We start from the raw sequence: 19,722 nt of genomic DNA, 5'->3' as shown, positions 1-19,722 counted from the left end.
GGTGTCCGGAAGTAAAGCGTCGCAACTCGCGCGAAGCGCGGTGAGGACAGCCATTCCGGACACCCCCCTCCGGAGGCCCCGCCCCCCGCACCCACCACCGGCGCAACCACGCCCCCCAGGGGCGACACGCACCAGGACCAGGCCCACACCGCAGGGGCACAACGCCACCGGACCGGGCCACGCCCCACAGGGGCGCACGCACCACGACCGGGTCCCGCCCCGCAGGGCCGCAACGCCCCCGGACTGGCCCCCGCCCCGCAGGGGCACAACGTCACCGGGACCGGGCCGGGCCCGAAAGCGCCACCCCCAGGGACCGGGCCGCGCCCGGCTCAGCGGACGCGCCCCCGTTTGGCCTCCATCGCCGCCCGACCCTGCGCACCCTTCATCTTCCAGTCGCGCCGGATCTCCGCCCGCAGCCTCGCGTCCGTCTTGGCCACGATCCGCTGGTTCTCCCGGATCAGCTTGCGGTAGCTGTCGAGCCGCCGTTCCGGCAGCGTGCCGTCCTCGATCGCGCCGAGCACGGCGCAGCCGGGCTCCGCCTCGTGGGCGCAGTCGTGGAAGCGGCACTGCGCGGCGAATTCCTCGATCTCGGAGAACACCTGGTGCACGCCGGCTTCGGCGTCCCAGAGCCCCACGCCCCGCAGCCCTGGCGTGTCGATGAGGACTCCGCCGTCGGGCATGAGGAGCAGGTTGCGGGTGGTGGTGGTGTGCCGGCCTTTGCCGTCGACGTCTCGGGTGGCCTGGACGTCCATGACGTCCTCACCGAGGAGCGCGTTGGCGAGGGTGGATTTACCGGCTCCGGAGACGCCGAGCAGCACGCTGGTGCCGCCGGACACGATGGCGGTGAGGACCTCGACGCCCTCGCCGGTGGCGGAGCTGACGGGGATGACCTGGACACCGGGCGCGGTGGTCTCGACGTCCTGCACGAGGTAGGACAGCCCGGTGACGTCGGGCACGAGGTCGGCCTTGGTGAGGGCGATCAGCGGCTGCGCCCCGCTTTCCCACGCCAGGGCGAGGAAGCGTTCGATCCGGCCGAGGTCGAGTTCGACCGCGAGCGAGACGCAGATGACGATGTGGTCGATGTTGGTGGCGAGCACCTGGCCTTCCGACCGCTTGGACGACGTCGACCGCACGATGGCGGTGCGCCGCGGCAGGAGGGTCCGTACGAACCGGGGGTCGCCGTCGGCGTCGACGGCCACCCAGTCGCCGGTGCAGACGACCCGCATCGGGTCGCGGGGGGTGACGAATTCGGTGTCGCCGCGCAGCACACCGCGCGGCGTGACCAGGTCGCACTGGCCGCGGTCGACGCGTACGACGCGGCCGGGCAGCAGGCCTTGGGCGGCGTACGGTGCGAACTCGGCTTCCCAGGCCGGGTCCCACCCGTACGGGGCGAGCGTGTCCTGGGCGGCAGAGGTGGTGGAAGACGTGAAGGACTGCGTGTGGGACAAGGGGAACCCTTCGAAGGGCGGCCCCGGCAGCGCGCGCTCCGCGCGCGGACGTCGAGTGGGTGTCAGCCGGAGGCCACAGGGGTGGAAACGATGATGAACCTCTGAACGCGGGCAGCGCCCGCCACCGTGACAGTCATCAATGTCCTCACCTCCTGCTCGTCTTCTCGACGAACCAACACTGTTCCGCCGGGCACGGCTTGCTGCCGCGGCCCGGAACGAGCAGAACGATAGCGGCGCCCCGGGGCGGGGCGCCAGGGATTAATTCCACCCGTCTTGCTGTGCCGTTCCTGGCGTCCGGCGGTCCCGGCCTCCGGGGTCGTCGACCTCGTCGCGCGGGTGGGAAATCGCCTTGACCGGCCGTTCGGCCCGGCAGTTGGATCGGCGCAGTCGGAGTGCGCCCATCACGGGGGAAGTTGTGGATGACGTCTTGATCTCCGGCGCGCTGGCCGGTTTCGGAATCGCGATGCCGGTCGGCGCCGTCACCGTCATGATCGTCACGCTTTCCGCGCAGACGTCGTTGCGTACGGGTCTCGCGGGCGCGATGGGGACGGCGACGGCCGACGGTCTGTACGCACTGATCGCCGCGTTGACGGGTGCCGCGCTGGCCGGGCTGCTCCAGCCCGTGGCGCAGCCCATGCGGTGGACGGCTGCGGTCGTGCTGCTCGCCCTCGCGGCGAAGGGACTGGCGGACGCCGTCCGCCGGTCCCTTGATGCCGGGTCGGTACAGCGGGTCGAGGAAAAGCGGCCGCTCAACGTCTACTTGCAGTTTCTGGGGCTCACTGTTCTGAACCCGCTGACCATCGTCTATTTCTCCACGCTGGTGTTGGCGCTCCGCAACGACGACTGGCCTGCGATGGGCGGCTTGCTGTTCGTCGTCGCCGCGTTCGCCGCTTCGGCGAGCTGGCAGGTGCTGATCGCCGTGGGCGGGGCGCTGGTCGGCCGGGTTCTCACCAGCGACAGGGGCCGTCTTGGCACAGCGCTGATCGGCAACGGAGTGATCATCTTCCTGGCCGTCCGCTTGATGCTCAGCGGCTGATCAGCCTGCGGTGGGTGGGCGTCCGGTCCGGGTCCACTCGAGGACCTCGTCCGCCGTCCAGGTGTTGACCACCCGCTCCGCCGGCACCCCGCACTCCTCCGCCCGGGCGCAGCCGATGATCTGCCAGTCGAGTTGTCCGGGCGCGTGGGCGTCGGTGTCGACGGCGAAGAGGACGCCCGCCTCGACGGCGCGGCGCAGCAGCCGGCGCGGCGGATCGCGCCGTTCGGGACGGCTGTTGATCTCCAGAGCGGTGCCGTGCTCGGCGCAGGCACCGAACACCTCGTCCGCGTCGAACTGCGACTCGGGCCGGGTGCCACGGCCGCCGGTGACGAGTCGTCCGGTGCAGTGGCCGAGAACGTCGGTGAGCGGGTTCTCGACGGCGCGGACCATCCGCCGGGTCATCGCGGCGGAGTCCATGCGGAGTTTGGAGTGGACGGACGCGACGACGAGGTCGAGGCGGTCCAGCAGTTCGGGATCCTGGTCGAGGCTGCCGTCGGGGAGGATGTCGCACTCGATGCCGGTGAGGAGCCTGAAGGGCGCCCACTCCTTGTTGAGTTCGGCCACGACGTCGAGTTGGGCGCGCAGCCGTTCCGCGGTGAGTCCTCCTGCGACGGTGAGGGTGGGCGAGTGATCGGTGAGGACGGCCCACTCGTGGCCGAGCGCGGCCGCCGCACGGCCCATCTCGTCGATGGGACTGCCGCCGTCCGACCAGTCGGAGTGCAGATGGCAGTCGCCGCGCAGTGCGGCGCGCAGGGCGCTGCCGCCATCGGCGAGCGGCGCGCCTGCCTCGTCCTCGAGTCGCTGGAGATAGGCGGGGGTTCCGCCGGCGAGGGCTTCCTCGATCACGCGGGCGGTCTTGGGGCCGATTCCCTTGATCTTGACGAGTGTTCCGGCCTTGGCATGGTCGGCGATCTCCTGTGCGTCGAGTTCGGCGAGGGCCGCGGCGGCGGTACGGAAGGCGCGTACGCGGTAGGTCTCCGCGAGTGAGCGCTCCAGGAGGAAGGCCACCCGGTTCAGGGCCTCGACCGGTTCCATCGTCACCTCCCTGGGGTCCTCAGCTCAGTGAACCCCGATGCCGGCCGCTCGTCCAACGCGGAGCGACACAGGCCTGAACACCGTCATACCTTTCAATCAACGGTTCAAGAATTCGCTGACCTTATATTCAATTGATCAACCACCTGGAACGTCTTTCTTCGGCCGATTCAGCGAGCTACTGAACCGCTGGTCAGCCTCCCTCACCCGGTCACCGCCTGCCCTCACAGCATCACCGGACGTGACCGAAACCGTGCACAGTGCCAAGCGTTCTTCACCGCGGTGAGTAAGACTCCCGTCCGATTTCCGAAACAACGACCCCAGGGAGTGTTCGAAATGCGGTACATCGCCAGAGGCCTCGCGCTCGCAGCCACCACCACGCTGGCTCTCGTCGCGGCGCCCGCCGTGGGCAGCGCGAACACGGCGCAGCCCGGGCCGGAAAGGCTGTACCCGCCGTCGGCCCTCGTGCTGACCGTCACGACAGGGGACGACGCGACGGCCGGGACGGTGCTGCGCGCGGTGACGCTCAGCTGCACACCCACGGCGACCGGCACCCACCCCGCCACGAAGGCCGCCTGCGCGGAACTCCGCGCCGCCGAGGGCTCCTTCGACGCCATCACCACACAGGACCCGAGCGTCGCCTGCACCAAGCAGTGGGATCCGGTGACGGTGACCGTGGAGGGCGTGTGGAACGGCACGCGCGTCGACTACGCCCACACCTTCGGCAATTCGTGCATACGGAGCAGCGTCAGCGGCGTGCTCTTCGACTTCTGAGGCGGCCGGGCGGCCACGGCAAAAGCCGTGGCCGCCCAGGGGCTCACACGCCCGGCGGCATCCGCGAGGGGCGGCCGGCGCCCCGGGTGAGCACGTAACCGCCGACGCCGGCGAGCGCCGCGAGCAGACCGCCGGCGCCGGTCCAGATCCAGCGGTCGGACCACCGGCCGGACGACCAGTCCAGGGCCGCCTCTTCCTCGTTGCGCCGTTCGTCGGCGGAGACGCCCGGCACCAGCGGCTCGGCGAGCGCACCGTCGACCGCGTACGCCCCGCCCGCGTCCTTGGACACCGCCTCGACCTCCGCGGCGACGGGGAGGCCGAGGTCCTCCTCCGGGAGACCGGTCACGGTCAGGCGTACGTAGTAGCTGCCGGGCAGCGGGTCGTCGGCCCACGGCTCGGCCAGCGACCGGACGGTCCGCAGCGTGCACGACAGCTCCACCGACGTGGCATCGACGGCAGCCGTCCGGGCCTGCATGCCGTACATGCAGGCCTGGCGGCGGCGCAGCCCGTCGTAGACGTCGATCCGCCACGTCGAGGCGCCGTGCCGCTCGGCCGACTCGGGCAACGTGACCCGCGCCTTGACGGTGGGCCGCTGCTCCGCGTCGGCCGGAAACACCCAGTACAGGTAGTCGCCGCTCGACGCGTTCGCCGTGGCCTTCTGGTCCTGCTCGATCGGGGTGGCCGTACGGAAGGTGGTACCGGCCTCCGTGGGAGCCCGGTCGTCACCGTCAGGGCCGGGCGACGGGCTGTCCGCCAGGGCGGCGGCCGCCGGGCCGAACAGCGCGGCCGCGGTCAGCGCGCCGACCGTCAGTATGCGTGCGATACGCATCAGTTGGTCCTCCAGACGGCGATACGCCAGCGCGAGACCCAGCCCCAGAGCAGACCGGCCACGAAGCCGACCAGCACCAGGACACCCAGCAGCCACCAGCCGCGCCCGAGGCCGAACGCGGCCACGTCGGAGGCCGCTTCAGGTGCGTCGACCACGTCCACGGTGAGTTCCACGGGCAGTCCGGGCTCGGTCTTGACGGCGGGCGGCGCGGAGAACGAGTTGCTCACCTGGAGGCACACGGTCTCCGCGGCGGGCTTGACGCCGTCGGCGTCCTCGAGCTCCGGCTTCGGGTAGCGAAGACCGGTCGAGATCAGATCGGTACGGCCGTCGCCGGCCTCGGAGCCGCGGACGATCTCACGGCCGTGGACCGTGACGGCGCGCAGCAGCACCCCGTAGTCCTTGTTCACCGCGCGGTCGGCACCGACGCTCACGGAGGCTCGCAGCTCCTGGCCGGGCAGTACGTCCACCCGGTACCAGCGGTGCTCGCCGAACTTCTCCCGGTCCGTGTACAGACCCGGCTCGAGCTGCGGCGCGTCGCGGCACTGCCCGGCGCCCTGCGTGGCGACGGGCGTCACCACCGGGTCGGCGGCCCGGTCGACCAACTGGCTCACACGGTCGGAGAGTTCGTCGGTGTGCTGGACCGAGGTGTACGTACCGCCGGTGGCCTCCGCGATACAGCTGAGCTGGGCGCGGGTCTTGGCGTCGGGCACCAGGCCGAGGGTGTCGATCACCAGGTGGATGCCCTTGGCCGCGATCTCCCGCGCGACCTCGCACGGATCGAGCGGTGCGCAGGTGTCCTCGCCATCGGTGATGAGCACGATCCTTCGGGTCGCGTCACCGCCTTCCAGATCCTCCGCCGCACCCAGCAGCGCCGGGCCGATCGGTGTCCATCCGGTGGGCGCGAGGGTGGCGACGGCGGTCTTCGCCTCCGTCCGGTCGAGCGGCCCCACGGGGTAGAGCTGCCGGGTGTCCTTGCAGCCACGCTTGCGGTCGTCACCGGGATAGTCGGCGCCGAGGGTGCGGATACCGAGCCGCACCTCTTCCGGGACGGCGTCCAGCACCTCGTTGAACGCCTGCTTCGCGGCGGCCATACGGCTCTTGCCGTCGATGTCGCGCGTGCGCATCGATCCGCTGACATCGAGTACGAGCTCGACCTTGGGGGATTCCTTCGCCACCGGTTCGTCGGCAGCGGCGATCCCTGTCGGGAACAGCCCGGCGACCAGGACTGCGAGGAGGACGCAGGTCCGGGCCGCGGGCCGTCTTCTTATGATCATCAGCGGATCGTATTGACGATCTCCAAAGGAACCAAAACGGGACGCCGTTGTCGTACTCCGCCCCCTGTCGGCGGGACGTTTCGCGACGCTCCACCGGCCTCCGCCGGCGCCTGTGGCCGCTGCGCGGAGCCTTTCCCCACCCCGCCCCTTCCCGAAACCGGGGCAAGTCCCGGACCCCGTGGGGGCGCTGACGCCCCCGGTCCCCCTGGGAGGGGGAAGGATTTGGTGGGGGCTGACGCCCCCACACCCCCGGAGCGGCAGCTTCGCGCCGCGACAGGCCACAACAGCCCGGTAGGGACACCGGCTTGGGCTGAGGGGCCCGCCCTCGGCCCGGTACGGACACCGGCCCAAGCCGAGGGGCCCGTTCGCGGCCCGGCCCGAGCGGCCACCGCCCCAGGGCCGGACCTCCACCCCGCATGGAGCGACCACCGGCCGCAGCAGGCCGAGGGCACGAACCCTGCGCGACCACGGGCCGGAACAAGCCCCTCCGGCGGGAGGGGGGCGGGGTCGGAGGAGGGGGGTGTCCGGAAGTAAAGCGTCGCAACTCGCGCGAAGCGCGGTGAGGACAGCCATTCCGGACACCCCCTCCGGAGGCCCCGACACCCGCACCCACAACCGGCGCAGCCACGCCCCACAGGGGTACAACACCACCGGGCCGAGCCACGCCCCGCCAGGGGCCCCCGGACCGGCCACGTCCGCAGGGGCGCATCACCCCGGCCGGGCCACGCCCCACAGGGGCGCACGCACCACGACCGGGTCCCGCCCCGCAGGGCCGCAACGCCCCCGGACCGGCCCCCGCCCCGCAGGGGCGCAACGCTCCCCCGATCGGGCGGCCCCGCAGGGACGACACGCCCCCCGACCGGACCGACGAGGGCCGGACCGGGTCACGCCGGAGAGCGCCGCGCCCCGGGCCCGGGCCGGGAAACGGTCAGGTCGGGGTCGACGCCGTGTCGGCCGTTTCCAGGGGGGCGGCCTGCTCCTTCGGCGCCGGCGCCGGCGTACGCAAGAAGCGGCGCCCGAGCGGCTCCGTCCACCGCGCCGTCAGCGGCCCGATGATCACAAGGATCAGGACGTACGCCGTGGCCAGCGGCCCGATCCGGGGCTCGACCCCGACCGCGAGGCCGGCGATGACGATGGAGAACTCACCTCGGGCGACGAGCGTGCCACCCGCACGCAGCCGCCCGCGCGGCCCGATGCCCGCGCGACGGGCCGCGTACCAGCCGGTGGCGATCTTCGTCAGCGCGGTGACGACGGCCAGGATCAGCGCGGGGACGAGGACCGGCGGAATGTCCGCCGGGTCGGTCGACAGCCCGAAGAAGACGAAGAAGACCGCGGCGAACAGGTCCCGCAGGGGCGCGAGAAGGTTGTGCGCGCCTTCGGCGACCTCGCCGGAGAGCGCGATGCCGACGAGGAACGCGCCGACGGCGGCGGAGACCTGGAGTTCCTGGGCGATGCCGGCGACGAAGAGCGTCAGGCCGAGGACGACCAGCAGCAGCATCTCGGGGTTGTCGGAGGAGACGGCCCGGCTGATGAGCCGGCCGTGGCGCAGTGCGACGTAGAGGACGATGCTGACGGTGCCGAGCGAGATGAGCAGGGTGAGGCTGCCGCCGGCGAGGCTGAGGCCGGCGAGCAGGGCGGTCAGCAGCGGCAGGTAGACGGCCATCGCGAGGTCCTCGATGACGAGGACGCCGAGGATGACGGGCGTTTCTCGGTTGCCGAGCCTGCCGAGGTCGCCGAGGACCTTGGCGATCACGCCGGACGACGAGATCCAGGTGACGCCGGCGAGCGCGACGGCGGCCACCGGTCCCCAGCCGAGGATCAGTGCGGCGACCGCGCCGGGGAGGGCGTTGAGGACGAAGTCGACGATGCCGGAGGGGTACTGGGTCTTGAGGTTGGTGACGAGCTCGGAGGCGCTGTACTCGAGGCCGAGGAGCAGCAGCAGAAGGATGACGCCTATCTCGGCGCCCGTGGCGATGAACTCCTCGCTGGCGTTCATGGGCAGCAGCCCGCCGTGGCCGAAGGCGAGTCCGGCGAGCAGGTAGAGCGGGATGGGTGAGAACCCGATGCGTCCGGCGAGCCGGCCGAGCAGGCCCAGGGCGAGGATGATCGACCCGAGTTCGATGAGCAGCGCGGTGGTGTCGTGCACGGGTGGCTATCCTCCGGTGATCAGTTCGGCAACGGCGTCGACGCCTTCGCGGGTTCCGACGACGACGAGCGTGTCGCCGATGGCGAAGCGGAAGTCGGGCGTGGGCGAGGGGAACGCCGCGGTGCGACGCAGTACGGCGACGATGGACGCTCCTGTGCGGGTGCGCGCCTGGGTGTCGGCGAGCAGCCGGCCGGCGTACGGGGAGCGTTTCGTGACCGGGATGTGCTCGGTGACGAGGTCGATCTCGATGTGCTGGTGCAGGTGGGCGACGGGGTCGGGGATGAGCAATTTGGACAGCGCGGTCGCTTCGTGCGGTGCGAGCGCGGCGGCGTCCTTGCAGTTGTCGTCGTCCTCGGGATCGTGGAAGGCGAGGATGCGGCGGCCGTCCTGGTGCACGACGACGGACAGGTGCGCGCCGGCGTCGGTCTTGAGGTCGTACCTCGTGCCGACTCCGGGCAGGGGTGTTTTGCTGACGTGTGCGGTGGGTTCCATGAAGGGCTCCGTACGGGCGGTCGTCGGACGATGTGCGGGCGGCTGCGCTGTCTGCTCCGGTCGCGCCGCGGGACGTCGCAGCGGCCACCGGAAGAGGCTTCCGACTCGACCGCCGCACACCGGCGCCGACCGGCCGTGGATCGGGTCGGAGGGTCGGTCAGGTGAGTCGGGCAGGCCGGGTGGCGCCCGGCTGTCGGTCGCTGACGGCCGCCGGTGCGGCCGGGCGACGGCGGCCTTCGGCGGGATCGGGAACACCGTCCCGCGCCCGCGCGTCGACACGCACGGTCCGGGCGCCGCGCGCGACGCCGCCGGGGAGCGCGACGCCGGGGCGCGCACCACCGAGGCGCGGCGAAGCACCACGAGGCGCGAAGCCGCCGACACGCGGCCGGCCACCAAGACACGCCGCTCCACCACGGCGCGGCGAGCCGCCAAGACGCGGCGAACCCTCAAAACACGGCGAACCATAAAGACGGCGGGCACGGCTGATGTGCGCGTGCGCCATCTCGTACCCCTCCGCCCGGCCGGCACCGCATGGCACCGGCAAACCCTCCTGCCACTGACGCGCATTGCGCCGCTCCAGGAGCATTGCAATGACTAGGTAAAGAATTCTACCGCAGGACAATCAGGCGGAATCGACCAGCAACCCCCACACAAGTCGCATCTCTACCCGCCTGAGTACAACTGCCGCCGCCGCCCCAGGAGTTCGGCCGCACCCCGCCGCGTCGCGGCGACGACGACCCGGTCCTGGGCCTGCAGCACGTAGCCGGGATGAAGGTCCCACACCAGCCCGGTCGCGTTGCCTTCCTGGTCGTGGCGGGCGTTCGCCAGGTCGGGCTGCCGTTCGCCGGGGTCCGTCGCGTCGAGGGCGACGATCCGCCAGGCCCCGGGCCTGAACGCCTCCGCGACGGTGCGTCCTTCCAGTTGGGGGTGTCCGGCCACATCGACGGCGGCGAAGAGCAGCACCTTGCGTTCCACCGGCACGGCGCCGAGGATCTGGCGCCCCATCATGGCGACGGCGAACGCGGGAGCGGCGAGCGTGGAGACGCTGCGGCTGCGGGTCAGGGCGTTGGGGTACGCCGCGCGCAGACTGCGGTAGACGGCGGTCGCGAAGTCGTCGTCGTAGATGCGCAGCGCCACGCGGAGGTCGGGTTTGGCGGAGCGGGCGTAGAGCGCCGCCTCGAGGTTCGTGGTGTCGACGCTGGTGAGGGCGAGCAGCGCGTGCGCCCGGTGGATCTTGGCGGCCTCCAGGACGCCTTCCTCGGTCACGTCGCCCATCACGGTGGGCACCCGCAGCCGGCGGACGAGGGCGATGCCGCGGGCCTCGGGGTCCTCCTCGACGCAGACGACGGGGATGCCCAGTTCACGCAGGCGCATCAGCACCCGGGTGCCGATCTTTCCCAGCCCCAGCAGGACGACGTGTCCGGACAGGCCGCGCGGCGGGCGGCGCAGGGCGGATGCGGTGCGGAAGGTACCGAGGGCCTCCAGTGCCGCCGCGACGGTCAGCGGCAGCAGCATCAAGCCGGCGAACCCGGTGAGGAGTTGCAGGATCTGCCGGTCGGCGTCGGCGCCGGCCGCGGGGTCGCCCATGGCGAACAGGTCCAGCAGGACGAGGTACGTGGCATGCAGCGGATCGTCGCCGGTGGTGATCCACGAGGCGACGGCCAGGGCGACGACGGCGGCGCCGAGCCCGGCCAGCGACCAGCGCAGCCGCCGGGAGAACAGCCGGCCGAGGGGGACGCTCCGGCCGGCGAGGGGACCCGGTTCGCCGCCCCCCGCCCGATGGGAGATGGCTTCGAGCACGACGGTGCCGCGTCCGGTGGCCTCGGCGACGCTCCGGTCGTCGGGCAGCAGGCGCGGTCCTTCCTGTCCGCTCCGGTCGGAACCCTCCGAGCCCGCGGGGTCGTTGGTGGTGGACGACAGCAGCGCGAGCGTGCACAGGCCGGGGTCGGCGACCTCGCCGCGGGCGGGCGGGGTGCGCTCGACGGCCCGCAGCAGCAGCCCGTCCGCCTGGACGATCTTGCTGGTGCCGGCGACGGCGGTCGCGGCCAGCGCGGGGGCCGCGGTGTCCGCGTCGGAGAGCACGGTGGTCGAGGCGTCGAGTGCCTGACCGGTGAGGCCGGGGAGGGAGAGCGCGGAGGCCTGGTCGAGGAGTTCGGCGAGGTGCTGGCCGAGTTTGCGGTTGTAGAGCCGGATCACCAGGCGCAGTTGGGGGTTGAGTCTGCGTGCGGCGAGGGCGGCCCGGATGTTCGTCTCGTCGTCGTCGTGGACCAGGGCCAGCGCGGCGGCCCGGCCGACGCCGGCTTCGAGGAGTACGTCCTCGTCGAGCTCCAGGGTCTCGAGGACCCTGGGCAGATCGGGCGGCGGGGTGTCACCGGGAGCGGTGGGGGTGGTGCCGACGGCCCTGGTCATGGCTGCGGACATCCGGCCGAACAGCGCGGAGGCCCTGACCCGCCCGGAAAGGGGCAGTTCAGGGCTCCTGGAAGCCTGGGCGGCCGGTACGACGAGGGTGACCCGTTCGCCGTACACCTCGCGGAGTTCGCCGGCCAGCCGGTGGGCGAGGGCGTCGTCCCCGCAGACGATCATGTGGCCCTGGGCGGTGGGGTGTTGCGCCTGATGAGGGAGTGAGGAGGAGGACACACCTCATAGACTGCCCTGCTCCACCGGCCGGTTGCGCCGCGGGGTCCTCGGGCCTACTCGTGCGAGTGCCCGTCCCCGCTCCCGTCATGGCTCTCCTCCGAGTTCCCCGGCGTGTTCTTCTGCGTGCCGGTCCCCTCGCCGGAGGCGTCCGCCGTGACGACGGTGAACGCGGCGGTGCGGACCTCGCCTTCGTGCTTGAAGTCGAGGAACAGCCGGTACGCGCCGGGACTCGGGGCCGTGGCGGTGAAGGTCACTTCGGGTCCGGGGCGGGTCGTGCCGTCACCGGGCTCGCCGCCGGGGTGGACGTGGAGGTAGGCGAGGTCGCCGGAGCGCAGCGCCACCAGGTGTCCGTAAGCCCCGAGGTACGGCTCGAGGTCGGTGACGGGGCGTCCGTCGCGGGAGACGCTCAGCTTCAGCTCGCCGGCCTTCGCGGGGTGCAGCGCGCCGTCGAGGGTGACCGTGTAGCCGTCGACCTCGGCCACCTTGGCGGCGGCGGGCAGCGGGGCGGGCCGGTAGGCGCCGGAGACGGCGAGGTCCGCGCCGAGGGTGAGGTTCTTCGCGTCCTCTGCGGCCGGGGTGAAGTCGGCGAAGAGTCGATAGTCCCCCGCCTTCGGCAGGTCGGCGGCGATGCTCCAGGTGCCGTCCGCGGCCCTGGTGGGGTGCAGATGGCGGTAGGTGCCGAGGTCGCGCGAGGCGAGGATCAGGTGGAGTTCCTTGTCGTGTTCGCGCTGGTACGCGGTGACGGGCCGGCCGTCGTCGTCGCGGACGGTGAAGCGCAGTTCACTGTTCCGCCCGGCGGGGACGCGCGGGGTGTCGAGGTCGAGGGTGTAGCCACCCTCGGAGATCTGAAGTCCACCGGCCGTGGAGGGGCCGTGGCCGCCCGGTTCCTCTGAGGCCCGTCCGGTCGCCGGGTGCTCCGAATGCGCGGCGGGCGCGGGTGCCGTGTTGACGGGCGCGACCACGTTGCCCACTCCGTAGGCGGCTCCGAAGGAGGCGGCGAGCGCGGCGGCGAAAGCGGTGATCTTCATGGGGGTCTTCATGACGTCTCCTCGGGACGAATACCCAGCAGGGGTATGAGACCCACATTAACAGATACCCATGGGGGGTATCTAGTGGACCAGAGAAAGGCGCCCGCCTGGACCGGCGGGCGCCTCTTTACCGGACGTCGTTCCGTGGACAGCGACGCCGCCGCGGGCCGTGGACGGCTGACGCGGCGGCGCCGGGAAGGATCAACGGGACGGATCGAGAAGGATCTTGTGGACTCCGTCGGCGCGGCTGCTGAACAGTTCGTACGCCGCGGGGCCCTCGGAGAGCCCGAAGCGGTGCGAGACCACGGCCTCCGGGGTGATCCGGCCGGCCTGGGTGAGGGACATCAGGACCGGCAGCTCGTAGTGGACCGAGCACAGGCCGATGGCGAACTCCAGCTCCTTGACCTGGGCCAGCCCCATGTGGAAGGGGAAGGCCTCGTTCTGGCTGACCCCGACGACACTGACCCGTCCGGCCTGCCGCACGGTCTTGAGGGCGAGCTCGATGGTGGCGTCCGAGCCCACGGCCTCCACCACGGCGTCCGGTCCGCGCCCCCCGGTCATGTCGCGCACGGCCGCCCGGGCGTCCTCGCCCTCGACCGGCTCGACGCCCATCGTGGCGGCGAAGGTACGGCGCTCCGCGACCAGGTCCACTCCCAGCACCCGCGCGGCACCCATGGCGAAGGCCGACTGGGCGGCCATGAGCCCGACCGGTCCGAGGCCGATGACGAGCACCGTCTCGCCGGGGCTGACGCGGGCGCGGCGGCAGCCGTACCAGGCCGTGGGCGCGTTGTCGGTGAGGACCACGGCGGCCTCGTCGGAGATGTCCTCCGGCAGGCGCACCAGGTTGATGTCGGCGTAGGGCACCGCGAGGGCCTCGGCCTGGCTGCCCGGGAGCTGCGGGCTCACCCCGTAGCAGAGGTCGGTCATGCTCTTGGCGCGCTCGCACCGGGCGGTGTAGCCGGCCGCGCAGGTCGGGCACAGGGTGCAGCCGACCGACGCGGGAAGCATGACCCGGTCACCGGGCCTGAAGCGGGTGACCTGGTCACCGGTCTCGACGACCACGCCGACGCACTCGTGCCCCGGGGTGTAGCCCACCTCGGGGCTGAACGGGCTGCCGCCGTAGATGTGCAGGTCGCTGCCGCAGATTCCGGCCGCGGTGACCTTGACGACCGCGTCCGTGGGGCTCGCCACGACCGGGTCGGGGACCTCCTCGTAGCGGATGTCATGACGACCTTGGTAAGTCAGTGCCTTCACCGGCTCCCACCCTCCCCTATGGCTGTGCCTGTACCTTGCCCACCCGCGACCTCGAGAACCAGCTTTCCGTGGTTCGCACCGCGGAACAGCCGCATCAGGGTCTCCGGGAACGCCGCGACCCCTCCGGGCACCACGTCCTCCAGCGACGTGAGCCGGCCCTCCGCCCGCCACTTCGCGAGCTGCGCGACGCCCTCCGCGTAGCGGTCGGCGTAGTCGAACACCACCATGCCCGTCATGGAGGCGCGGTTGACCAGCAGCGACATGTAGTTGGCGGGGCCTTGCGGCCGGGTGCTGTTGTACTGGGAGACCGCACCGCAGATGACGACGCGGGCCCCGCGCGCCAGCCGGAGCAGTACGGCGTCCAGGATGTCGCCGCCGACGTTGTCGAAGTACACGTCGACGCCGTCGGGGGCGTGCTCGCCAAGCGCCTTGCGGACGTCCTCGCTCTGGTAGTCGATCGCGGCGTCGAACCCGAACTCGTCGACCACCAGGCGGCATTTGCGCTCACCGCCGGCTATGCCGATGACCCGGCAGCCCAGGATCTTGGCGATCTGGCCGACGATGCTGCCGACGGCTCCGGCCGCACCGGAGACCACGACGGTCTGGCCCGGCTCGGGACGTCCGATGTCGATGAGGCCGAAGTAGGCCGTCAGGCCCGACATGCCGAGCGTGCCGAGATAGGTCGGCAGAGGCGCCGCGGCCGGGTCGACCTTGGTGACGCCACGCCCGTCGGAGAGGCAGAACTCCTGCACGCCGAACGTGCCGGACACATGGTCGCCGACCGCGAAGCCGGGGTGCCGTGAGGCGGTCACCCGGCCCACCGCGCCGGCGCGCATCACCTCGCCGATCTCCACCGGGCGGATGTAGGACCGGCCGGCGTTCATCCAGCCGCGCATCGCCGGGTCGATCGACAGGTACAGGACCTGCACGAGGAACTCCCCGTCGGCCGGCTCACCGACGGGCTCCTCGACGTGCTGCCAGTCGGTGTCGCGCGGCTCGCCCGCGGGACGTGCGGCCAGGCGCACCTGGCGGTTGGTTGTGGTCATCTCCGGCTGCTCCTGCGTTTCGGCGGTGGATCGGGCCGGCGGGCACAGCCGGCAGGCTGTTCGTCGCCGCGTACCGACGCACCACCGGGGCATACCGGCTAGTCGGTACGTCGCCGTGAGCGTACGGCCCCGCCCCGCCGGGGGCAAGAGCCGCCCGGTGCGACGTACGCCGCAGCCGACGCCACCCGGCCGCCGAGGGCAGGGCGGCGCCTCCCGCCGGCCATCTGGGCCGCTATGCCCCGAGGACTTCGGCGACCGCGTCGAAGAAACGTGTGTGCGCCGGCGCGCTGGGCGGGATCTCCGGGTTCCACGGCAGGAGCCGCGCCCGGGCCCTGAGTTCGTCCCAGTGCGCCACCCCCCGCAAGCGCTCGACGGGGAAGGCGTTGGCCCGCACGTCCACCAGGACCACGTCCGGTTCCAGCCGGGCGGCGGCGGCCCAGTCGGTGGTGGACCAGTTGACCCCGGCGCCCGGTTCCGGCTCGGCCAGGCCGACGCCGCACGCCGACAGGGCCCGTAGATCGGACCAGGCAGCGGGCCTGGCGAGATGGACGCTGTCCTGCCCCGCCGGCGACAGCGCCAGGACCCGCACCCCGGCCGCTTCGGCAGCGGCGGCGCCCAGCCGCGCCCGCGCCGCCTCGAGTCCGGCCGCGGCCGACGGATCGGGCGCCGCGCCGAGGGAGAGCGCCAGAGCGCCGAACCGCTCACGCACCTCGTCGAACGAACGCCCCTGGCCGACGTCGAGCACGACGACCGGGACGCGTTCCTCCAGGTACTTGGCCGTGTCCGGATCCAGGCCGTAGATCTGGTCGGAGCCGTACGTCACGGCCACCACGAGGTCAGGACCGGTGGCCAGCACGGCGTCCGCGTCGACAGCCGGGCCCGACCCGAGGTAGCTCACGTCGGTCAGCGGCAGGTCGCCGGCCTTGGCCGGGTCGGGGCCCGCGCCGTCGTGGGCGGAGCCGAACACGCCGGCCGGCAGCAGCCCGTGGTCGAACAGCGCGGCGCCCGCCTGTATGTAGGTGACCGGCCGGGCAGGGGTGCGCGGTGCGGAAGCCAGCCGCCCGCGGTCGTCGAAGAATTCCCAGTGCGATTGTCGCGCCATGCGGCCAAGCCCCCCACGTCGAGCGGTCGTTCGGTGGTGTCGCTCCGGTCATCGACGTTTGACTGCCCCACCGCCCACCGCCTCACGCCTCACGGGCGGCGCTGTTTCGGCTCCCCGGGGCCGTGGCCGTTCAGCGCGGCGCGGCGGCGGGCAGGGACACCTCGAAGCGGCAGCCGCCGCTCACGTTGCTCACCTCGGCGTGGCCCGCGTGCGCCTCGACGATCCCGCGGACGATGGCCAGTCCAAGACCCGCACCGGCCGGCGGGGTACGGGCCTGGGAGCCTCGCCAGCCCGTGTCGAACACGCGGGGCAGATCCTCCTCGGGGATGCCGCCGCAGCCGTCGGTGACGGAGACGACCACCCAGTCCTCGCGGCGTTCCGCGGCGACGGCGACCGTGCCGTCGGCAGGGGTCCGGCGGATGGCGTTCACCAGCAGATTGGCCAGCACACGGGTCATCTCCTTTCCGTCCACCTCGACCGGCACCGGCTCGACGCCGTCACCGACCAGACGCACCCCGTGCTCACGGGCCAGCGGGTCGGCGCCCGCGAGAGCCTCCCCGACCAGGTCGTAGAGCGACATACGGGTCGGGGTCAGCGCGAGCGCGCCCGCGTGGATGCGGGACAGCTCGAAGAGATCGCCGACCATCGAGTTGAGCCGGTCGACCTCGGTGCGGATCTGGCGGAAGTAGCGGTCGGGGTCCTGGACGACGCCGTCCTCCAGCGCCTCCGACATGGCACGCAGACCGGCGAGCGGGGTGCGCAGATCGTGGGAGATCCAGGCGACGAGCTCACGCCGGGACGTCTCGAGGGCGCGTTCGCGTTCCCGGGACTCGGCGAGCCGGTCGCTGGTGGCCGCCAGTTCCCTGCTGAGCGCCTCCAGTTCGGCAGTGGAGGGGACGCCGGGCGCGGCGAAGGAACCGCCGTCCCCGAACGAGCGGGCCGCGAGGGCCAGTTCACGGCTGCGTGCGACGACCCACCTGCCGAGCAGCAGGGCCGTCGCCAGGGAGACCACGGCCGCCATCGCCACGACCATGGTGACCACGGTCAGGTCGTGCGGCGACAGGAACATCGCCTGCGCGACCGCGAGGGTGCCCGCCAGCATGGCGGTGACGGTCACCGCCGCGACCACGGTCAGCGACACCGCGACGGAACGGTGCCGCAGCACCCGCAGCACGAGGGCGCCGACGATCCCGGCCGCGGCGGCACCCATCAGGGCGTAGAACGCGATGAGCAGCATGTCCCGCACGGTGATCAGCCCTCTTCCGGTGAGTCGAAGCGGTATCCGACTCCCCATACCGTCTGGATCAGCTTCGGCCGGCCCGGGTCGTCCTCGATCTTGCCGCGCAGGCGGCGCACATGGACGGTCACGGTCGACAGGTCGCCGAACTCCCAGCCCCACACGTCCTGCATCAGCCGCTCACGACCGATCGCCTTGCCCGGGTGCCGCATCAGATGGGCCAGCAGATCGAACTCCCTGAGTGTGAGCGCCAGTTCACGCCCGTCCTTCGTCGCGCGCCGGGCGCCCGGGTCCAGCACGATGCCCGCCGCGGCCAGCTCCGGCCCGGCGCGCCGCTCCCCGTCTCCCCCGCCTCCCCTGCGCAGCACCGACTCCACCCGCAGGACCAGCTCCCGCGGGCTGAACGGCTTGGTCACGTAGTCGTCCGCGCCCACTTCGAGGCCGAGGATGCGGTCGTCCTCGTCACCGCGCGCCGTGAGCATGATCACCGGTACGGGCGCCTGTTCACCGGCCCGCAGTCGGCGGCAGACTTCCAGGCCGTCCATGCCCGGCAGCATCAGGTCCAGCACGACCAGGTCGGGTCGCCGCCCGGCCGCGAGCCGCAGCGCCTGCGGCCCGTCGGCGGCACGGTCCACGGCGAAACCCGCGCGCTCCAGGTAACCGGTGACGACCTCCGCGACCGTCGGGTCGTCGTCCACGACCAGAATGCTCTGCATACAGCCAGTGTCCTCGCCCGGGGGACGTCCCCCCGGGCGGGCCGCCTTACGAAACCGTGACGTCCGATTCGTTCAAGACCACCGACCCGCTCCGCCCTACGTTGGTGGGCATGACTCCACGATTCGACGCGATCGGCCTGGTCGTCAGCGACATGGCCACCTCACTCGCCTTCTACCGCCGCCTCGGTCTCGACATCCCCGCGGAGGCGGACTCCGCCCCGCACGCGGAGGCCGCACTGCCCGGGGGGCTGCGCCTGATGTGGGACACCGAGGAGACGGTCCGCTCCTTCGACCCCGACTGGACCCGCCCCACCGGCGGCGAACGCATGGCCCCGGCGTTCCTCTGCGACAGCCCCGCCGAGGTCGACGCCCTGTACGACGAACTCGTCGCGGCCGGCTACCGGGGCCACCTCAAGCCCTGGGACGCCGTCTGGGGCCAGCGTTACGCGGTCGTCCTCGACCCCGACGGGCTCGGCGTCTCGCTCTTCGCCAGCGCTTCGTAGGCGCCCAGCGTGATCCCGGCCAGCGCGCGCATCTCCCGGGCGAGGTGCGCCTGGTCGGCGCAGCCGGCGCGGTGCGCGGCGTCCCCGTACGGGACGCCACCGCGCACCAGCGCCAGGGCGCGCTGCAGCCGCAGGATGCGGGCCAGCGTCTTGGGGCCGTAGCCGAAGGCGTCCAGCGACCGCCGGTACAACTGCCGGGCGCCGAGCCCGGCCGCGTCGGCCGCGGCGGCGACCGTGCCGCCGGCGTCCAGGTGCCGTACGACGGCCCCGAGCAGCGGGTCCGGCGGCACGGACCGCTCCAGGGCGATCGCCTCCAGCTCCGCCGCCTCGTCGGGGGCCTCGCCGATCCGCTCGGCGAGCCTGCGCGCGTCCGCGTCGCCCCACAGGTCCGCGAGCTCCACCCGCCGGTCCCGCAGCTCGTGCGCGGGCACCCCCAGCACGGCGGGCGCGCTCCCTGGCGCGAACCGCACTCCCGCCCAGGACCCGCCCGCAGCGGGGGTGTGCGCGTGCGTGTCGGGCCCGGCGACGAACAGCCGCCCCTGCGACCACAGCAGATCCATACAGCCGTCGGGCAGCACGGGGCCGGCCCCGGGACCGGCGCTCCGCGTCCACACGACGGCCCCGGCGACGACCGAGACGCGCTCCGCGTACATGCCTCCGAGGCTATGCCCCTGCGGGGCGCGTCTCCCCCACCCCGCCCCTTCCCGAAACCGGGGCAAGCCCCGGACCCCGTGGGGGCGCTGACGCCCCCGGTCCCCCTGGGAGGGGGAAGGATTTGGTGGGGGCTGACGCCCCCACACCCCCGGAGCGGCAGCTTCGCGCCGCGAAGGCCCCAGCAGCCCGGTACGGGGCACCGGCCCAAGCCGAGGGCCCCGCCCTCGGCCCGGTACGGACACCGGCTTGGGCTGAGGGGCCCGCCCTCGGCCCGGTACGGGGACCGGCCCGGGCCGCGGGGCCCGTTCGCGGTCCGGCCCGAGCGGCCACCGCCCCAGGGCCGGACCTCCACCCCGCATGGAGCGACCACCGGCCGCAGCAGGCCGAGGGCATGAACCCTGCGCGACCACGTGCCGAAAGAGCCTGTCCGGCGGGAGGGGGGCGGGGTCGGAGGAGGGGGGTGTCCGGAAGTAAAGCGTCGCAACTCGCGCGAAGCGCGGTGAGGACAGCCATT

At 72.6% G+C, this 19,722-nt stretch carries 17 protein-coding genes; 3 read left to right on the top strand and 14 right to left on the bottom strand.

Going from position 1 to position 19,722, the window contains the following annotated elements; translation table 11 throughout:
- Window positions 1–329: 329 nt before the first annotated feature.
- Entirely contained in the window at window positions 330–1,448 is a 1,119-nt protein-coding gene (gene rsgA, locus ACIPJI_RS36340; protein ID WP_307709007.1) for a ribosome small subunit-dependent GTPase A, read from the bottom strand.
- 415 nt (window positions 1,449–1,863) lie between these two features.
- Between rsgA and ACIPJI_RS36335 the strand changes: the two genes are divergently transcribed.
- Entirely contained in the window at window positions 1,864–2,484 is a 621-nt protein-coding gene (locus tag ACIPJI_RS36335; protein WP_402251240.1) for a LysE family transporter, read from the top strand.
- Here the strand turns inward: ACIPJI_RS36335 and ACIPJI_RS36330 are convergent, their stop codons facing one another.
- Window positions 2,485–3,519 carry a PHP domain-containing protein gene (locus ACIPJI_RS36330; RefSeq protein ID WP_402251238.1) on the bottom strand — a complete coding sequence of 345 codons (1,035 nt, stop codon included), beginning with the start codon at window positions 3,517–3,519 and terminating at the stop codon, window positions 2,485–2,487.
- A gap of 333 nt (window positions 3,520–3,852) precedes the next feature.
- Here ACIPJI_RS36330 and ACIPJI_RS36325 point away from each other — a divergent pair, with 333 nt between their 5' ends.
- Window positions 3,853–4,290, top strand: coding sequence for a subtilase-type protease inhibitor (locus tag ACIPJI_RS36325; RefSeq protein WP_356625522.1), 438 nt, complete (start codon window positions 3,853–3,855; stop codon window positions 4,288–4,290).
- 43 nt (window positions 4,291–4,333) lie between these two features.
- Here ACIPJI_RS36325 and ACIPJI_RS36320 read toward each other — a convergent pair whose 3' ends face one another.
- The 11 genes from ACIPJI_RS36320 to ACIPJI_RS36270 form a co-directional block, all read right to left on the bottom strand.
- Window positions 4,334–5,119 carry a hypothetical protein gene (locus tag ACIPJI_RS36320; protein ID WP_356625524.1) on the bottom strand — a complete coding sequence of 262 codons (786 nt, stop codon included), beginning with the start codon at window positions 5,117–5,119 and terminating at the stop codon, window positions 4,334–4,336.
- The gene (locus tag ACIPJI_RS36315) at window positions 5,119–6,393 is read right to left on the bottom strand and encodes a VWA domain-containing protein (RefSeq protein ID WP_356625527.1); all 1,275 of its coding nucleotides are present in this window, start codon (window positions 6,391–6,393) and stop codon (window positions 5,119–5,121) included. The genes ACIPJI_RS36320 and ACIPJI_RS36315 overlap by 1 nt, the downstream gene beginning before the upstream one ends.
- A 928-nt stretch (window positions 6,394–7,321) precedes the next feature.
- The gene (locus tag ACIPJI_RS36310) at window positions 7,322–8,539 is read right to left on the bottom strand and encodes a cation:proton antiporter (RefSeq protein ID WP_402251236.1); all 1,218 of its coding nucleotides are present in this window, start codon (window positions 8,537–8,539) and stop codon (window positions 7,322–7,324) included.
- A gap of 6 nt (window positions 8,540–8,545) precedes the next feature.
- The gene (locus ACIPJI_RS36305) at window positions 8,546–9,031 is read right to left on the bottom strand and encodes a cation:proton antiporter regulatory subunit (RefSeq protein WP_159685232.1); all 486 of its coding nucleotides are present in this window, start codon (window positions 9,029–9,031) and stop codon (window positions 8,546–8,548) included.
- 663 nt (window positions 9,032–9,694) lie between these two features.
- On the bottom strand, window positions 9,695–11,614 hold the full coding sequence (locus tag ACIPJI_RS36300) for an NAD-binding protein (protein ID WP_402251242.1): 1,920 nt from the start codon (window positions 11,612–11,614) through the stop codon (window positions 9,695–9,697).
- Between the two features lie 107 nt (window positions 11,615–11,721).
- Window positions 11,722–12,708, bottom strand: coding sequence for a hypothetical protein (locus ACIPJI_RS36295; protein WP_402251234.1), 987 nt, complete (start codon window positions 12,706–12,708; stop codon window positions 11,722–11,724).
- Between the two features lie 189 nt (window positions 12,709–12,897).
- Window positions 12,898–13,950: an alcohol dehydrogenase catalytic domain-containing protein gene (locus ACIPJI_RS36290; protein ID WP_402251232.1), complete on the bottom strand. Its 1,053-nt coding sequence runs from the start codon at window positions 13,948–13,950 to the stop codon at window positions 12,898–12,900.
- Window positions 13,947–14,996 (bottom strand): NADP-dependent oxidoreductase, encoded by a 1,050-nt coding sequence (locus ACIPJI_RS36285; RefSeq protein WP_307708998.1) that lies wholly within the window; start codon window positions 14,994–14,996, stop codon window positions 13,947–13,949. Before ACIPJI_RS36285 ends, ACIPJI_RS36290 begins: the two co-directional genes overlap by 4 nt.
- Before the next feature lie 232 nt (window positions 14,997–15,228).
- A complete protein-coding gene (locus ACIPJI_RS36280) occupies window positions 15,229–16,098 on the bottom strand; it encodes an ABC transporter substrate-binding protein (protein WP_402251230.1) in 870 nt (289 codons plus the stop codon).
- A gap of 130 nt (window positions 16,099–16,228) precedes the next feature.
- Window positions 16,229–17,344: a sensor histidine kinase gene (locus tag ACIPJI_RS36275; protein WP_402251228.1), complete on the bottom strand. Its 1,116-nt coding sequence runs from the start codon at window positions 17,342–17,344 to the stop codon at window positions 16,229–16,231.
- 5 nt (window positions 17,345–17,349) lie between these two features.
- A complete protein-coding gene (locus ACIPJI_RS36270) occupies window positions 17,350–18,051 on the bottom strand; it encodes a response regulator transcription factor (protein ID WP_402251227.1) in 702 nt (233 codons plus the stop codon).
- A 110-nt stretch (window positions 18,052–18,161) separates the two neighbouring features.
- On the opposite strand from ACIPJI_RS36270, the gene ACIPJI_RS36265 reads away from it, so the two are divergent.
- The gene (locus ACIPJI_RS36265) at window positions 18,162–18,554 is read left to right on the top strand and encodes a VOC family protein (RefSeq protein ID WP_402251225.1); all 393 of its coding nucleotides are present in this window, start codon (window positions 18,162–18,164) and stop codon (window positions 18,552–18,554) included.
- On the opposite strand, the gene ACIPJI_RS36260 is transcribed toward ACIPJI_RS36265, so the two are convergent.
- Entirely contained in the window at window positions 18,494–19,207 is a 714-nt protein-coding gene (locus tag ACIPJI_RS36260; RefSeq protein ID WP_402251223.1) for a helix-turn-helix domain-containing protein, read from the bottom strand. The two genes, ACIPJI_RS36265 and ACIPJI_RS36260, sit on opposite strands and share 61 nt — an antisense overlap.
- Window positions 19,208–19,722 lie beyond the last annotated feature (515 nt).

Origin of the sequence: Streptomyces sp. NPDC086835, from assembly GCF_044745705.1 — a bacterium.
GTDB lineage: Bacteria > Actinomycetota > Actinomycetes > Streptomycetales > Streptomycetaceae > Streptomyces.
Note: the sequence above shows the minus strand (reverse complement) of the source record. Positions and strands in the feature narration are given on the sequence as shown.

Bases quoted from the DNA above. Each gene is read 5' to 3' on its own strand.
- ACIPJI_RS36330 (WP_402251238.1), bottom strand. From the start codon at position 3,519: ATGGAACCGGTCGAGGCCCTGAACCGGGTGGCCTTCCTCCTGGAGCGC.
- ACIPJI_RS36325 (WP_356625522.1), top strand. From the start codon at position 3,853: ATGCGGTACATCGCCAGAGGCCTCGCGCTCGCAGCCACCACCACGCTG.
- ACIPJI_RS36320 (WP_356625524.1), bottom strand. From the start codon at position 5,119: ATGCGTATCGCACGCATACTGACGGTCGGCGCGCTGACCGCGGCCGCG.
- ACIPJI_RS36315 (WP_356625527.1), bottom strand. From the start codon at position 6,393: ATGATCATAAGAAGACGGCCCGCGGCCCGGACCTGCGTCCTCCTCGCA.
- ACIPJI_RS36305 (WP_159685232.1), bottom strand. From the start codon at position 9,031: ATGGAACCCACCGCACACGTCAGCAAAACACCCCTGCCCGGAGTCGGC.
- ACIPJI_RS36300 (WP_402251242.1), bottom strand. From the start codon at position 11,614: ATGATCGTCTGCGGGGACGACGCCCTCGCCCACCGGCTGGCCGGCGAA.
- ACIPJI_RS36295 (WP_402251234.1), bottom strand. From the start codon at position 12,708: ATGAAGACCCCCATGAAGATCACCGCTTTCGCCGCCGCGCTCGCCGCC.
- ACIPJI_RS36285 (WP_307708998.1), bottom strand. From the start codon at position 14,996: ATGACCACAACCAACCGCCAGGTGCGCCTGGCCGCACGTCCCGCGGGC.
- ACIPJI_RS36280 (WP_402251230.1), bottom strand. From the start codon at position 16,098: ATGGCGCGACAATCGCACTGGGAATTCTTCGACGACCGCGGGCGGCTG.
- ACIPJI_RS36270 (WP_402251227.1), bottom strand. From the start codon at position 18,051: ATGCAGAGCATTCTGGTCGTGGACGACGACCCGACGGTCGCGGAGGTC.
- ACIPJI_RS36265 (WP_402251225.1), top strand. From the start codon at position 18,162: ATGACTCCACGATTCGACGCGATCGGCCTGGTCGTCAGCGACATGGCC.
- ACIPJI_RS36260 (WP_402251223.1), bottom strand. From the start codon at position 19,207: ATGTACGCGGAGCGCGTCTCGGTCGTCGCCGGGGCCGTCGTGTGGACG.